Annotated in this window: 15 protein-coding genes; 11 read left to right on the top strand and 4 right to left on the bottom strand. The window is 43.3% G+C overall.

Features of this window, described 5'->3' with window-relative positions:
* The first annotated feature begins 13 nt into the window (after window positions 1–13).
* A complete protein-coding gene (locus DTA23_RS10510; protein ID WP_256603366.1) occupies window positions 14–2,476 on the top strand; it encodes a ligase-associated DNA damage response DEXH box helicase in 2,463 nt (820 codons plus the stop codon).
* Window positions 2,473–3,135 (top strand): ligase-associated DNA damage response endonuclease PdeM, encoded by a 663-nt coding sequence (pdeM, locus tag DTA23_RS10505; RefSeq protein ID WP_112374658.1) that lies wholly within the window; start codon window positions 2,473–2,475, stop codon window positions 3,133–3,135. Before DTA23_RS10510 ends, pdeM begins: the two co-directional genes overlap by 4 nt.
* 18 nt (window positions 3,136–3,153) lie before the next feature.
* Here pdeM and DTA23_RS10500 read toward each other — a convergent pair whose 3' ends face one another.
* The 4 genes from DTA23_RS10500 to DTA23_RS10485 form a co-directional block, all read right to left on the bottom strand.
* Complete coding sequence (locus DTA23_RS10500) at window positions 3,154–4,116, bottom strand: helix-turn-helix transcriptional regulator (RefSeq protein ID WP_112374657.1); 963 nt, start codon at window positions 4,114–4,116, stop codon at window positions 3,154–3,156.
* A gap of 91 nt (window positions 4,117–4,207) precedes the next feature.
* Window positions 4,208–4,999, bottom strand: coding sequence for a heme ABC transporter ATP-binding protein (locus DTA23_RS10495; protein WP_112374656.1), 792 nt, complete (start codon window positions 4,997–4,999; stop codon window positions 4,208–4,210).
* Between the two features lie 33 nt (window positions 5,000–5,032).
* Window positions 5,033–6,064, bottom strand: a complete 1,032-nt coding sequence (locus DTA23_RS10490) for a FecCD family ABC transporter permease (RefSeq protein WP_239468873.1) — start codon at window positions 6,062–6,064, stop codon at window positions 5,033–5,035.
* A gap of 5 nt (window positions 6,065–6,069) precedes the next feature.
* The gene (locus DTA23_RS10485; protein WP_112374655.1) at window positions 6,070–6,927 is read right to left on the bottom strand and encodes a heme/hemin ABC transporter substrate-binding protein; all 858 of its coding nucleotides are present in this window, start codon (window positions 6,925–6,927) and stop codon (window positions 6,070–6,072) included.
* A gap of 311 nt (window positions 6,928–7,238) precedes the next feature.
* Between DTA23_RS10485 and DTA23_RS10480 the strand changes: the two genes are divergently transcribed.
* From DTA23_RS10480 to DTA23_RS28940, 9 genes are all read left to right on the top strand, one after another.
* Window positions 7,239–9,617, top strand: a complete 2,379-nt coding sequence (locus DTA23_RS10480; protein WP_239468874.1) for a TonB-dependent receptor — start codon at window positions 7,239–7,241, stop codon at window positions 9,615–9,617.
* Between the two features lie 47 nt (window positions 9,618–9,664).
* Complete coding sequence (locus DTA23_RS10475; protein WP_239468875.1) at window positions 9,665–10,420, top strand: HmuY family protein; 756 nt, start codon at window positions 9,665–9,667, stop codon at window positions 10,418–10,420.
* 28 nt (window positions 10,421–10,448) lie between these two features.
* Window positions 10,449–11,141, top strand: coding sequence for a hypothetical protein (locus DTA23_RS10470; RefSeq protein WP_112374654.1), 693 nt, complete (start codon window positions 10,449–10,451; stop codon window positions 11,139–11,141).
* Window positions 11,142–11,364: 223 nt separating this feature from the next.
* Window positions 11,365–12,105, top strand: coding sequence for an HmuY family protein (locus DTA23_RS10465; protein WP_239468876.1), 741 nt, complete (start codon window positions 11,365–11,367; stop codon window positions 12,103–12,105).
* A 40-nt stretch (window positions 12,106–12,145) separates the two neighbouring features.
* Window positions 12,146–13,132 carry an SGBP N-terminal domain-containing protein gene (locus DTA23_RS10460; RefSeq protein ID WP_112374653.1) on the top strand — a complete coding sequence of 329 codons (987 nt, stop codon included), beginning with the start codon at window positions 12,146–12,148 and terminating at the stop codon, window positions 13,130–13,132.
* Between the two features lie 54 nt (window positions 13,133–13,186).
* Window positions 13,187–13,756 carry a hypothetical protein gene (locus DTA23_RS10455; RefSeq protein WP_112374652.1) on the top strand — a complete coding sequence of 190 codons (570 nt, stop codon included), beginning with the start codon at window positions 13,187–13,189 and terminating at the stop codon, window positions 13,754–13,756.
* Between the two features lie 162 nt (window positions 13,757–13,918).
* Window positions 13,919–14,833 carry an SGBP N-terminal domain-containing protein gene (locus DTA23_RS10450; protein ID WP_146753058.1) on the top strand — a complete coding sequence of 305 codons (915 nt, stop codon included), beginning with the start codon at window positions 13,919–13,921 and terminating at the stop codon, window positions 14,831–14,833.
* 8 nt (window positions 14,834–14,841) lie between these two features.
* Complete coding sequence (locus DTA23_RS28945) at window positions 14,842–15,615, top strand: cytochrome-c peroxidase (RefSeq protein WP_256603361.1); 774 nt, start codon at window positions 14,842–14,844, stop codon at window positions 15,613–15,615.
* Between the two features lie 42 nt (window positions 15,616–15,657).
* A complete protein-coding gene (locus DTA23_RS28940; RefSeq protein WP_256603360.1) occupies window positions 15,658–15,987 on the top strand; it encodes a c-type cytochrome in 330 nt (109 codons plus the stop codon).
* The last annotated feature ends 137 nt before the right edge of the window (window positions 15,988–16,124 follow it).

The raw sequence follows: 16,124 nt of genomic DNA, 5'->3' as shown, positions 1-16,124 counted from the left end.
AGTCTCATACACATTGAACGAAAAAATAGCATATAGTGACGGTTTTCGAATAATCAGTGATTATTTTAAATCGCAGGGAAACGCCCCTTTTAGCTTCCAGACCAAGGCCTGGGAAAAATATGCGCAAGGATATAGCGGGCTGGTCATCGCGCCTACAGGGTTTGGGAAGACTTTCTCCCTTTTTATGGCCGTACTGATGGACTTCCTCAATCATCCGGAACACTATCAAAAGGGGCTAAAGCTCCTTTGGATTACACCCCTACGCTCTTTGGCCAAAGATCTGGCGCGGGCCATGCAAACAGCAATAGACGAAATTGGACTCGACTGGATCGTACAGGTGCGTAATGGTGACACCGATCCCAAGATCAAAGCGCAGCAAACCCGCTCCATGCCTGACGTTTTACTCGTTACTCCAGAAAGCCTGCACTTACTGCTTGCTCAAAAACAACGCGATAAATATTTTAAAAATCTCCGATGTGTGACGGTAGACGAGTGGCACGAGCTCATGGGCAACAAAAGGGGCGTAATGGTCGAACTGGCACTTTCCTTTCTGAAAGCATATATAAAAAACCTACGCGTTTGGGGTATCACAGCCACCATCGGAAACCTTGAAGAAGCGATGGAAGTTTTGCTTCCACACGCTGCAAAACGTATCCAGATTGTTGCCAAGGAGAAAAAGAAAATTGCCATCAAACCGATATTCCCCAGCACAGTGGAACTGCTTCCCTGGGCAGGGCATCTCGGCGGCAACCTCGTAGATCAGGTCGTCCCGATTATACTTGCCAGCAAAAGTACGATCCTCTTTACCAACACACGGAGCCAAAGTGAGATGTGGTACCAATTGCTGCTGCAGGCTCACCCCGATTTTGCCGGACAAATCGCCTTGCATCACAGCTCCATTGACGCCCATATCCGCGAATGGATCGAAGACAATCTCAGCAGCGGCAAACTTAAAGCGGTCGTGTCAACCTCCTCCTTGGACTTAGGGGTAGATTTCAAACCTGTAGATACAGTCATACAGGTTGGCTCCAGTAAAGGTGTAGCTCGATTTATGCAACGCGCTGGAAGAAGTGGACATAGTCCATTTGAAACGTCCACGATCTATTTCGTCCCCACACATTCCCTGGAGCTCATCGAGGTCGCCGCCTTGAAGGAGGCCGTAAAAACGCAGACGATCGAAAACCGGGATCCCATGGTTCAGACCTTCGATGTGCTTGTTCAATTCATGGTAACCATCGCCTTGGGCGGTGGATTTCGTTCGGAAGAACTGCATGCAATCGTCGCCAATACCCATGCCTTTCACTACATGGAAACGGAAGAATGGCAATGGTGTATGTATTTTATTACCGCGGGTGGAAAAATTGGAAAACGCTACGAAGAATTTCACAAGGTTATCCAAGATGAAGATGGCAAATGGATCATCAAAAACCGTCGTCTTGCACTGCTCCATAGACTCAATATAGGTGCCATTGTCGGTGATGCCATGATGCGCGTGAAGTTTCTCTCCGGTGGTTACATCGGCATGATCGAAGAATATTTTATTAGCAAACTAAAAAAAGGTGAACGCTTTATCCTTGCGGGGCGGATACTCGAAGTAGCGATGGTCAAGGAAATGACCGTATTCGTAAGAAATTCGTCGGGTAAAGCCATTACTCCAAGCTGGCTCGGTGGCAGACTTCCCTTATCGTCCAATTTGAGCCATTTCCTGAGAAAAAAATTGGCTGCAGCAGCCAGCGCTCCTTCCAGTGAAAAAGAGCTTCATTTCCTGGCGCCACTGATCAAAAAACAGGCTGAACTTTCAGCCGTGCCAAGTGAAGCGGAATTCCTCGTCGAACATATCAAAACCAGAGAAGGTCATCATCTATTTTTCTACCCCTTGGAAGGCCGATTGATCCATGAAGTCATGGCAGCGCTTGTCGCCTACCGCATCAGCAAGTTGTACCCGATCAGCTTTTCCATGGCCATGAACGACTATGGCTTCGAACTCTATTCCGATAAGGAAATTCTGCTCAGTCAAATGCAGCTCGAACAGGTATTGAGCCGCTGCAATTTGATGGAAGATGTGATCAGTAGTATTAACTCTGCAGAAATGGCCAGCCGCAAATTTAGGGATATCGCTGTCATCTCGGGACTGGTTGTGCAGAACTATCCGGGCACCCAGCAAAACAACAAATCATTACAGGCCTCATCAGGGATTATTTTCCGCGTACTGATGGAACACGATCCACTAACCTTTTGCTCAAACAGGCTTTTTACCGAAGTGTTCAACCAGCAACTGGAAGAACATCGGTTAATAAATGCATTCGAAAGGATCAATCAGAGCAAAATACGTTATACCTTTGTCGAAGAGTATACGCCATTGAGCTTTCCGATAAAAGTGGATAGCCTCCGGCAATCCCTGTCGAGCGAAGCCTTGATTGAACGGATTCAACGCATGGAAAAGACCAATGCTCAAAAAAAGAAGCGCAGAAAATGAAAATCGGAGAACAAACAATTACCTTCAATAAACAGGAATTAACCCTTAACACACAACGCTCTATATACTGGAAAGACCAAAAAACGTTAATCTTATCTGACCTACATCTGGGCAAAGCGGCACATTTCAGGAAGCATGGCATTGCTATCCCGATGGATACCGCCATAACGGACCTTACTCGATTAGAATCCCTAATAGCGTACTATCAAGCTAAGCAAATCATCGTTGTCGGCGATCTCATTCACGCCGGCATCAATCAGGAAGTACTTTTACTGGAATCATTCAGACAACGCCACCCTGAGCTCCACCTTCATCTTGTCAAAGGCAATCACGACCGCCTATCGCAAAAAATGGGCATTCGCTTCGGTATAGAGCATCACAAAGAAGTTTTCGAAATGCAACAGATCCAATTTAAACACCATCCCGCTGATGCAGCAGATTCCTCTTCATTTCGGATTAGTGGACATATCCATCCGGGTATCAGCCTGGTTATTCCACCGAAACGGAAGGTTCGCCTACCCTGTTTTCTGGTATCTACTCATCAGATTATCCTTCCCGCTTTTAGTACTTTTACGGGATTGGACAGCAAAGACCTGTCTTCCCTATATCAAAGTTATGCTATTTCGGACGATCATATCTTCCCGATCAGAAGAAACTAATCCAAGCAGCAGTTTATATTACATCTTGAGCTCCCCGGGAGAGATTCCGTAATATTTTTTAAAAGCACTGCTAAAATTATTCTGGTGACCATAGCCCGTCAACAAGGCCACCTCATAGACAGTCATTTTATCTTCGAGCAGATAACTTTTGGCTTTTTCCATCCGCACCCGTGTAAGGTAGTCGTGAATGGTCACTGAAAAATATTCCTTAAAGTCCTTACGCAATTTGCTTTCACTGGTCAACACCTCCGCGGCAAGTTCTTTTTGCGTCGGCGGATTGGCAATACGCTGTTCAAGAATCTGCCGTGCCATCTCCAACCTTTGCACATCCTCCTCATGAAAGAGCGAATCATTGCTTTCCGTTTTCTCATTGTATTGCTCAAACTGATACATCAGCAGCTCAACAACACGCGACTCGGTATGTAGTCGACGGATCTCCCCTTTCTTTTTAGATTCAATCAGCTCGGTTATGGTATGCTGCATCTCATAGGTCGCCATCAGATCTTCTTCTGAGAAGGAAACGTATTCGCCTTTTTCGATCTCATGCACAAATTGCTGATGCAATAACGACTCGCGTTTGATCAGGTTGAGGTAATACTCTTTGGAAATAACAGCTATAAAATACGTGTATTCAATACCGGGTTCCACTTCATGGATGGATTTGACCGAGGGAATGTAGCGTATATTATGCCGGCTCATGCCGTAAGGCAATTTGCTATCCGTCGGCTTAAAGAAAATAAACTGGCTGGTTATGGTCTCGCCCTCGATCTCCGTAAGAACCTGCACTGGCCGATCAAACTGCATTTTCGAATGCAAGATAAACAATCCTGAAGTCGATAGCTGAAAATTCTCCATATGGACCGGATCTTTGGATATGGATATCCTATTTTCGACCAAAGGTTTGTCGGGAACATAGCCATCCGGAATTTCTTCTTCAAAAAGCCAATCTGCCAACTCTACTATTTTACTTTTCACCAACATGATTACAAATCCTAAATAAGCCTGAAGCAGTTAAAATTAACGAAATAAGATGGTATTCTAAAATTATTTATAATCTTTCTAAATAACAGGATTAATCCAAGTCAATATCCATTTCCTCCAACTGAACATAAGGTTTCAATGTTCTTGGATTCATAATGACACTGGACTCGACCGAAAAGATGGTATAGATCTCCTTTTGGGCCAACACTTCCACTGGGGTACCATGAAAGAGCTTGCGGCCATTTTTGAGCATCAGAATTCGATCGGCATACATGGCAGCAAAATTGACGTCATGCACAATCAGCACCACCATAAATCCTTTTCGGGCAAGTGCCCGTGCAATGGCCAGTACTTTCTGCTGATAATGCAGATCCAATGCAGAAATAGGTTCGTCCAATAACAACAGTGCATCTGGAGTATCCCATATCTGCGCCAGGATACGTGCCAGATGAACACGCTGCTGTTCACCGCCGGAAAGGCTCAAAAAATCCCGTTCAGCAAAGGCAGATACTCCACAAAGTTCCATGGTTTCGGCCACGATTTTATAGTCCTGTTGTTTGGGCGTATTCCTATAATGCGGATACCGACCCATCAGCACGATCTCTTCTACCTTAAAGCTCAATGTCATCTGCTGCTGTTGACTCAGTAAAGCCCTACATTTCGCCAAAGCCGCAGGTTCGTATGTCGATAGCGCCTTGCCATTGAGATGAACAGCACCCGAATCCGGCTTCTTTTCACCACAAAGCACCCCCATCAGCGTCGATTTACCAGCGCCATTGGCTCCGAGGATTACCAGAATTTCACCTTTACGTACCTGAAAGGTAATATCCTTCAGGAGCTTTCGTCCGTTTACTTCGTAGTTGATCTTCTCTACACGTAGCATAATGCAATTATTTTTAAAGCCTCTGCCAAAAGACTATTTATCTTTGATTAAAATATACAAAAATACCGGTGTACCCAATAAAGCTGTAATGACGCCGATGGGCAATTCAATGGGTGCAACAGCAACCCGGGCAATCACATCTGCCAACGTCAGCACCAACGCCCCCAATAACAATGAACCAGGAAGTACAAATCGGTGATCCGCCCCGCCCATCAGACGAACGGTATGAGGAACAATCAATCCCACAAAACCAATGATCCCCGATACCGCAACGGATGCTCCCACAGCAAGTGTGGATAAAACAACCACCCAGCGTTTGACGCGATCGGTACGCATACCCAAAAGATCCGCCTGCAACTCCCCGAGGGAAAAGGCATTCAGCGACTTTCCAAAAAAAGGTAAGATTAGCACCGGGATTAAAATAAATGGCGCCAAAGCCCTTAAGTTATCCCAAGTAGCCCCACCAAGACTACCCAGCATCCAAAAAGTGATGGTACGTAACTGTTGCTCTGTAGACATATAGGTCATCAAACCTGTCAGCGCACCCGCAAAGGCATTGATGGCAATACCTGCCAACAACATCGTCGTCACATTGGGGCGGCCATTTTTACTGGCAATACGGTAAACCAAAAAAGCGGTCAAACCAGCGCCCACAAAAGCGCCAAAAGCCAATAAATAATAGCCAATCCAAGCAGCCAAAGAGGTAAAGAGAAAAGTCTCAAAGGCAATGATCAGTACCGCAAAAAGAGAAGCTCCAGATGAAATGCCAATTAATCCGGGCTCCGCTAAGGGATTGCGGAATATACCCTGGATCGCAGCACCCGATATACCCAATGCTGCACCCACCAAAAGTCCGAGCAAAAGACGCGGCATACGAATCTCAAAAAGAACATCTTCGTGCATATTATGCACACCTCCCGCACTTCCGAAGTGCAATTTTTGCGTCAACATCCTCAAGATATCAGCGGGTGGAATATGGTAAGCCCCCATCCCCAAGGCAACAATACTGACGACACCCAATACCAGGCCCAAAGTCAATAGAATAAATTTCTGTTTCTTTTGCACCGGCTTTATTTTGAATCCATCATTTCTCCAAATCCACGGTGCAATGCTAAGATTGCGTCTGGCAGCCGATTACTGAAATTGACCAGCAGCGAGGCATTCATCACCAAGATACGTTCGTTTTTACCTGCATTCGTGATACGCATCCCCGGCAATTTAAGGATAGCATCCTGCCCCCCAAGACTACTTGCGCCAAAATCAAATAGCAACACAATATCTGGATTGGCCTGCACCAGCGCTTCCGTTGTATAGGGTTTGAAATCCGAAAATTCCTGAACCGCGTTTTTACCACCAGCCAGATTAATCATCGCATCCAGACTACTGCCTTTACCCGCTACACTCATGGTACCCGTACCACGGGCATATAAAAACAATACTTTGGGTGCCGCTTTACCCTGATTTTCCTTTTTCACCATTTCCATGGTATGATCCAGGCTTAATTTTGTTCGCGAAACCAGATTTTTACCGGCAGCAGATTCACCGACGGCGTCTGCGACCTCCTGGATGTAACGAAGTGCACCCGGAACAGAATAGTTTGGTTTAATGGAGACAAATTTCACACCAGCCGCACGAATCTGCTGAATGACCGATTTGGATACATCGCCTTCATTCGCAATAACGATACTTGGCTTAAAAGATAATAAACCTTCGGCCGATACCGAACGGTTCTTACTTACCCTCGGCAAGGCCGCTGCTGCTTTGGGCGATATACTTGTCACATCGGTAGCGATCATGCGCTCACCTATTCCCAGTCCATAGATCGTTTCGGTCAACGAACTGTTTAACGTAATGATTCTCTGCTGTGCCCTCGCCCATCCACCGATTTGCATCACAAAACACAGTATAATAACATAAAATCTACTCATTGTAATTCTTTATCTCCACTATGGCGATAGCGGGTCACCAGGAATGGTTTTACCTCTCGCCGTTCAACTTGAGTACAAAACAAATCAATAATCAGTCTAAATACAAATTATATTATTTCTTTCAGAACAGCATACTTCAACATAAAAAGCCTGACAAACCATTAATAAACAACAACATATAACTAAATCCAAACTACTTTTCAGTCCATAAAAAACGGATTAAATAGAATTTATGACATTTTGCATAGAGAAAAATCCAATAGGATTACCTTTTTTTGTAACATTATTTAGAATTATTAAAAATAAAAATAGTGTTTAAAAGCAGCTCACCTATTCGAACAAGCACCCTGATCGCCCTTTGCGCCTGCCAGATCTACACTGTGCAAGCACAGGAAAAATGGAAAATCTCCGGTGTATTGAAAAACGAATCCAATAAAGGCGTCGCCAATGCGACTATCTATCTTTATCCAGATAAATATGCTTTTAAAACAGATACTGCAGGGAGATTTCAATTCACCCAGCTCTATGCGGGGCGCTACGAATTAAAGGTACAGGCCATGGGTTATCAACAGTACCGTCAAGTTATCGATTTGGAAGACAAAAATCAGCAATTGACCATTGTGTTAAAAGCTGAAGAACGGCAGATGGATGTAGTTGATGTGCAGGGTAAAGTGCAGGCTGTAGACAATCTCGTTAAGGCTGAAAATGCAGCCATGCCCGTTAAAGTTATTACCAAACGGGAGATCGAGCTTATGGGCAGCCGTCGTCTAGATGAAGTTTTAAAAGAACAGACGGGTATCGCCATTGTTAACGATATCGCCGGAGGCTCCAGAGCTGTCGGTGTGCAGATCCAGGGATTCAGCAGCAACTACGTGATGGTTCTGGTAGATGGGCAACCTATGCTGGGGCGCAACAGTGGCAACTTTGACCTGTCCCGTATTTCGGTGACCAATATTGAGCGTATCGAGATCATCAAGGGAGCTTCCTCCTGCTTATACGGCAGTGACGCATTAGGTGGTGCGATCAATATCATTACACGCCATGGTGCTATCACACCGCAGGCACAGGCTTCCCTCCTCTATGGCAGTCTCAATACCGTCGATGCCACTTTGGAAGCTGAGACACCTTTTGCTAATCAGCGCGGCAGCGCAGTGTTTTCGGGCAATTACTACCGCACGGATGGTTTTAATACCGACAAGCAATACCTGGACTCCAAGAGCACCACTTTTCCGCCTTATACGAACTATAGTTTCCAGGGGCGAGTACGCTATCGTACAAGCAAAAATGGCACTTTGGGCGTGACAGGGCGTTATGCAGCCCGGGAATCTGAAATGATCAATGCCTGGTCCGAGTCGGCCACGCTACAGGATAAACAAAAAGATCAGGACATCAATCTCTCGGCAAGTTACGACCATAATTTTGCTTCTGGACTGCGTAGTATGACGCGTTACTATTTCTCGCGTTTCCACTCCCAGATTGCCGCACAATGGTTGCAACAGGGTATTGTTGCCAGCGCCGAGCAATTTGGTCAGAATGTACACCGCATTGAACAGCAGTTTGCGTATAGCCCTGCACAACAGGTTAAACTTACCGGCGGTATAGGTGGTAGCCTTGAACGGATGGACAACCAAGATCTGGATGCCAAACGCTCTTTGAACAGCGCATTCGCCTATTTGCAGACCGAATGGAAACCTGTAGACCGCTTATTAACGACGCTGGGCTTACGCTACGATCAGACCAACGTCTACAATGGCCACTTGAGTCCAAGTCTGGGTCTACAATACCACGTCAGCCCCACACTACTCATCAAAGGCGGTGTTGGTGCAGGATTTAAGGCACCCGACTATAAAATGCGCTATCAAGTCTTTTTCAATCCAGCAGCCAACTATTTGGTCGTCGGTTCAGAGCGCGTAGCCGATGTAATTGCAGCCATGAATCAAGCCGGAGAACTCAGTTATAAAAACAGCTATATGCTCAATTTGGTGGCGGGCAACCTCAAAGCCGAAACCAGCATTTCAAACAATATTGGACTTACCTGGAGTCCGTCCAATAGATTTCAGGCCGATTTCTCGGTCTTCTACCATCGGATCAACAATCAGATCAACACAGTCAGTGTGGGTAACGGGACCAAAGTAGCACAGATCTATAGCTACCGCAACCTGCCCAAAGCAATGAATAAGGGTTTCGAAGTTTCATTGACCTATCAGGCAACCAAGGATCTGCAATTGTCGATGGGCTATCAATACCTGATTGCCAAAGACCTAAGTGTTTTGGATAGTATTGCCAAGGGAAGTTACCCCTATAACCAGATCAACGATCCCGCTACAGGAGAATATCGCCAGAGTAAAAAATCGGATTATTGGGGTATTGAAGACCGTTCGAGACACATGTTCAATGCAAAAGCCCAATATGAATATAAACCCTGGGGCGTTAATGTCAATGCGCGGGTCAATTTCAGAAGTGCCACACCTTTTCAGGAATATAATGGCAACCAGTTTATCGACAAATATGACATTTTTATCCCCTATCACACACTCGTGAATATGACAGTAGAAAAGAGTCTGATGAACAGGAGATTGACCCTCCGCCTGATCGGTGACAATTTATTCAATTTTACAAGCCGTTATCTACTCGGGCAGCCTGGACGGGTTATTATGGGAGGTGTCAGCTACCGTTGGATAAAAGAATAATAAGCACTAATGAACAAGAATTTAGCACACCAAGTACAAGATAAAAGATGAGAACGATTCGCATGATTATAGGAGAATGTAGCATCTGGCTTTCCTTTCACAAGATTGGCCGTTGTATTTTTTCAGCACTATTGCTATTGACAGTCGTATCCTGCGGGAAAGACAAAGATTATACTATCGGATTGGAAGATGGCAAAAGTACTCTGATCAAAGATCTTGCTGGCGATACCGATGCAGCCATGGGCGAAGGTACTGAAGGAAAAGAGCAAAGACCATTTTTTATATTTCTTTTTCGTTTTAAAGACCAAAAGCAAATCTGGGTTAAAACAAAAGCCGATTCTGCGCAGTGGCTTAAAACAAAAGATTGGGATATTGCCTTTACAGGTCCTTACAATTCGGAGATCTATCTGAACAATTCCCAGCATGAATACAATCCGGGTTATGGCGGCCATGCAAATAATACCGCTGTTGTTTTACTGAGACAAGCCTATCAGAGTGTCACTATAGCCCCTTCGGATGAAGAGTTTAATAAAAGTGAAGTCAACAAAATTGGCTGGGCGGCAACCGATGGTTCTGATGGATGGTTTCGCTATAGTTTGAGCACCCATATTATGCAGGCTTTGCCTAATCGCACCTATGCGATTCGCTTACCCGATGGCAAATATGCCAAGTTGCAACTGATCAATGCCTATAAGGGAAATCCAGCGGCGGTAACCAACCTCAATTGGCCTGCCCCGTACTATACATTTAAATATTATGTACAGCAGGATGGCAGCAAAGATTTAAATACAAACACATTATAATACGGAAAATTACACAATTAAATTAAAGATGAATAGATTATTTACAACAGCAGCACTACTATGTGCATTGAGTTTAGGTTTTACTTCTTGTAGCAAGGATGATGATAAGGTGGAGCAAGTTGAGCCGGAATACCAAGCTAAGGTTATGGTCAAAGACGGTGAAACTGTTGATTTAACAAAGGTTTCCAAAACGATCAATACACAAGGAACAATCAAGCGTACAGGCAATACCTATTCACTTCGTAACTTTAAACAATTTACAATCGGTGAAGATGGAAAAGCAACAACAACTGCAGCACAAACCTATTATTTTGATTTTAAAGAGAATGATGGCTTAAATGCGAGCGATTTTATTGTTTCTTTTAACGCGAAAAGCTCCAATGTAGATTTAATAACAAATAATGTTAAAGGCTACACCTTATCCTTTATTGACAAAGCTTTTGAAGATGTAAAATCTACCGACCAGTTTACGTCTGCTTCAAATAATCTTTTAGGACTTCAATCGTCTTACGCCCCAAATGTAATTGGTTGGGCGAATTATACAGGACAACCAAATCACCAAGTTCTAGCTGTAGCAAATCGAACAATTATCATTTCAAAGGAAGGTAAACCCTTTTTTAAAATTAGGATGAATAATGTTTATGAGAATGAAACCATGAATCGTGAAATCGCACTAAACAATTATTTTTTCTACTCCATCGATTACCAAGAATTTAAATAATACCTACATGGCAGCTGGTTAAAATTCCAGCTGCCTTTATTAACCAAAAATCAAAAACCGAAAAAAATATATTAAATACCAATTTTCATATACAGTTTATCAGCAAAAGATTTTATCTTTACTATTATTTAGAATCAATTTAAATAAAAATAACATACTAACACCCCTACTACATGTATAGAAAAGGGGCAAGGTATCAACTAACACAAAAAAACGAGTAACAATGAAAATAACGAAACGCAGCAACCTATTAAAATTCATACCGGTATTGGCATTTTTAATTGTGCTGGGAGCTTGTAGTAAAAGCGAGCCCACAGTAGTAGAGCCTGAACCAGATCCTGTTGCACCAGAAGCTATGTTCAACCGCTTGATTACGGTTAAGAATTTTGGCGAAGATTTACCCGCGGGTAGTGCACCAACCACAGCGCAATCACCAATATATTATAGTTTGGAACAGAACAAAGCTGTGACACCGGATTATAAACTAACCGCACGATGGGACATCTCTTGCTCAGAAATATACCGCAGTTTTATCAATTGCAACAACACAGCAAACGGATTTGGTAAAGGAGGCCCAGGCAAAGGCGGTATCTTAATTGTCAAGAAAAAATTTGAAGATGTAATCGATATCCCCTCAGATGCCGAATTCCGAATAGGTGAAAAAGCCTATGGCACAGATGACTCAGGAGCGTTTGGTGAAGGCCTAGGTTGGTATTTATATGATTTTGATGGCGTAATCAAAGGTGGTGGAGCGGAAAACAAAAAACACGTTTGCTATCCCATCGAAAGCAATACATTGATCGTCCGTACAGCCCAGGGGAACTACGCCAAGATCAAGATACAAAGTATCTACAAAGACCTCTTGGATCCAAAAGATTGGTTTAAAGATTCACCAACACCATTCTTTACATTCCAATATGTGCTTGCCAAAGCTGGTAGTAACAAATTTACAATTGCTAACTAAAAAAATTAAGTATAGCTTATTTATTAGATACTAAACTAACATGAAAAGATTATACAGCATTTTAAGCTTCCTTTTTTTAGGATTGCTGTTAACCCGCTGCACCAAAACGGGAGAATTAGCCTTACTTCCTGCAGATAAGATTCTCGAATACAAGGTCACCAATCTCCCCAATGATGAGGTTATCTATGGCGCTATAGACAATGAAAAAAATACCGTTACGGTATATCTTCCCTATTATTATGGGTTGCTCGTCATCGACCCGACTATTAAAGTTGCTAACGGAGCCAGTTTAGCAGAAGAAATTTTGCCTGTTAAAACAGATGAAAAGAACCAGACGTATACCGTAACGTCCGCTACAGGTACCACAAGAACCTATAGCTTAAAGATTGAGCTACAAAGTACGCCATCTTTTGAAGCTCAGTTTTATACAACTTCGTCTCTTATACTTACAAAAGGACCTGGAGGTGCTTTTCCAGCCATTAATGGAACCTTTATGCATACCAATCCCTCATTGGTAAGTATTGCATTAATTAACCAAGAAACTAAAGTGCGCTATCAGATGTCAACGCCCAATAGCTTAAAAGTATCGAGTGGTGTTTATCAATTAACCTACACGGGAACCGAGCGGGAAAACCGCATTCCATCCGATATTTTGGCAGGCACCTACGATGTTGAGGTAACCAATCTAAATCATACTGTTACATTGGCAAATCCGCTCAAGATTACATATCGCCAACCCGATGTATATATTAGCTTATTGGGACTAAATTTGGCAAAAAATAAAGACTGGACCATTTTAGCCAACTTAGATAAAGTGATTTTAGATCCGACAGCCGTTATCATGACACTCAATGGCAAAGATTATCCATTGATTATCAAGTCGCACACGAGAACTGAAATGACAGTTTCATTACCTGCAGATCTTCCGACAGGAACATTTGAAAACGTACAGGTTAAGTTCCAATTTAAAGACTGGGCCGATGTGGTAAAGACAGAGCAAAATCCTAGTACAATAACGGAATCATAAAGAAGCATCCACAGCATGCCAAGGTGGCATCAAAATTAAATAAATTAAAATAACATGAACTTAAACATCAAAACTATCTTAAAATCTGCTATGGCCGTGACTGTGCTATCGGCAGCAGTATGGGCAGCAGCCCCAACAACAGAATCAGCAACAGCTCCTTTAGCTTTAAACCAAGCAAAAGCAAACAGCAACTACACTGTAGTAGGCCAATGGTGGAGCCCTTCGGCAGCGGCAACTTGGCCTGCAGTCTATGTAGACCTTGCTACAGGTGGACAAAGCTTGAGTATCTCTGGTCAGGTTGCATTTTTTAGTCATGTAAATGGTTCCATCAAGGCTATTGGATCTTATTCGATCAGAACGGTAGCAAAAGACATCTCTTCTGTTACGGCTTCGGATTGGGCGACTGCGACAGCAGTATCATCTCAAGGTAATGGTGAATGGTATGCCTACGATCCAGTTAGTCATGGTAACGAAGCTATCGAACCTTTGACTGTATTAGTGGGAAATTCTTCTGGAGTTTTATATGCTGTCAAGTTAATTAATTTTACAAATGTTGGTCAACAAGTAGTGGCAGGTCAGTTACAAGTAAAAGCAGATACCAATATCGAAGTTAAGGCATTATAGTCTTTCCTATTTAATGAATAAAAGATTCCGCAACCTGGTGGATGGGTTGCGGATTTTTATAACCTAATCATCATCCGCATAACGATTTTTTAACCAAAAAAAATTATGCAACACTCATTTTTGAAAAAACAAATACATATCATTCAATTCCTAGCTATTTCTATGCTAGCACTAACATGCTGGTCCTGTAAAACCGAATACCCCAGCCTACCCTACAACGACATCGAATCCTTTAGCATTCAGGATGCTGATGGCAAAACCTTGTCAGCCAGTATTGTGAATGACCAGATTATCCTATATTGGCCACCCTTGATGGAGCAACCCGAAAGCATTACACCTACGATTAAAATTTCGGAATTAGCTTCGATTACGCCTGCATCTGGTACCGCTATACAATTGCAATCTGAAAAACCAATTACCTATACCGTACGGGCACAAGATGGTTCCAGCAAAAATTATACATTGGTATTCCAGTACAACCAGCCGCTGGTACAGGCAGAAATGAATCTGCTCGAAGGCAAATATTACCTTGGTTACCCAAAAAATGAGGATTTGGTAGTACGAGGAGAAAATATTTTGCAAGACGAGGCGCAAACCAAGGGCTATCTGGTCGATAAAGATGGAAAAGAGACCTTACTTTCTTTTTCTCAACCGCCAACATCTTTTATTGCACAATTCAACACTCCAGAAGATCTCAAACCAGGCAAATACCGCATCAAACTGATCTCCGGACGTTACACGAAACTCACCGATGCTTTTGAGGTATTCTTACCAACATTATACAATGTCATAAAATGGCAGGATTATACTGGCAAAAAGGGCGGCGACCTGGTGCTGAAGATAAACAGTAAAGAGACTTATGAACTTTATTTCAAGGCAGATTTTGACCATTTTATAGCGATTGATAACCTCAATAACGAATATGCTATCAACAATGTAGTCTTTGATGTTGCAACGATGACGATAAAGCTATCCATTCCCGTATCTGTACAGGGAAACGCAATTAAATCCTTGAAGATGATGGATAAAAACGGGAACTTATTATCAGAAGGTGATTTTAACATCTCTTTAAATTAATTAACACCTTGCCTAAGATATTTTTGACCGCATATTTTCGCTATCGTACAAAACCTTTAATCACAGCATGTTTCGCGACACTGGCAGTATGCAGTTGCAACAAGAGCGCTTCTGTTCCAGAAGAGCCTACAGCTCCTACTTTCCCAGAAGAAACCTTACGCCAACAATATAGTAAATCGGTAACGCAATGGCCGGCTGCCACTTGGTACAACACTATCAAGGTACGTGAACTGGCCGCTTTACCCGAAAACCCGTCGAAAGATAAGACCGAGCTAATCGCACTTGGCAAAGCCTTATTTTTCGACCCCCGCACCGGTAATGGCATGAAGACTTGCGCTTCATGTCATCATCCGGACACCTACTGGATCGACCAAAAAACAACGGCAGATGGGATCGCACTGCATCACCGCAATACACCTTCCCTAGAAAATGTCTGGTACCTGGAAGGCAAACTCTTCCACGATGGCCGCGCAATGATTTATCGAGAGCAGATCGCCGAAGCCATCAACTCCCCCATCGAAATGGGCGGAAATACGACTGCTTTACCCGCTAAGCTGCAAGCTATACCAGGCTATCTTCATTTATATGAGGCGGCTTACTCGAGCCAGACGATGAGCGTCGAAGGATTGCTAGATGCCATAGCAGCGTATTCAAGATCAATTAGCAGTGGTGAAACCGTCTTTGACCGTTTTATCAAAGGAGATTACCAGGCATTAAACGATGCACAGCTCGAAGGTCTCCATCTGTTTCGCACAAAAAGGGAAATGCATCAACTGCCATAATGGTGCCTTCTTTACAGATCTCGATTTTCCATAACCTGGGTTATGCCGTTACCAGCAAAGGTGCCTTGGACAATGGTCGCTTTGAGGCAACAGGACTGGAAACAGACAAAGGTAAATTTTCGCACGCCGGGTCTGCGCAATGTGATCCATACTGCACCCTACCTGCACAATGGTAGTATTTCGAGCTTAAGTGAACTGATCAATCTGCTGAGTCAGGGCATGCCCCAAAAGACAGGACAACAGATCAATGGGACCTTATCGCCACATATTCAAAATGTACGATTGAGCAGTAAAGAACAGGAAAATATCTTGGCTTTTTTGGAGAGTTTATCCAGTGTGCCAAGCAAAACAGAGCGACCTGTATTACCCTAAAATAAAAAATCCCAAAGGGGATACCTTTGGGACATTTTGAGTACTCCACAGTAGCGGAGGCATCAAAAATTAAATAAATTGGCACAAAATTAGGCTTTTATATGAAATAAAAAAGTAAAAAAGTATTAAATTTCAGA

The organism is Sphingobacterium multivorum (assembly GCF_900457465.1).
GTDB lineage: Bacteria > Bacteroidota > Bacteroidia > Sphingobacteriales > Sphingobacteriaceae > Sphingobacterium > Sphingobacterium multivorum.
Note: the sequence above shows the minus strand (reverse complement) of the source record. Positions and strands in the feature narration are given on the sequence as shown.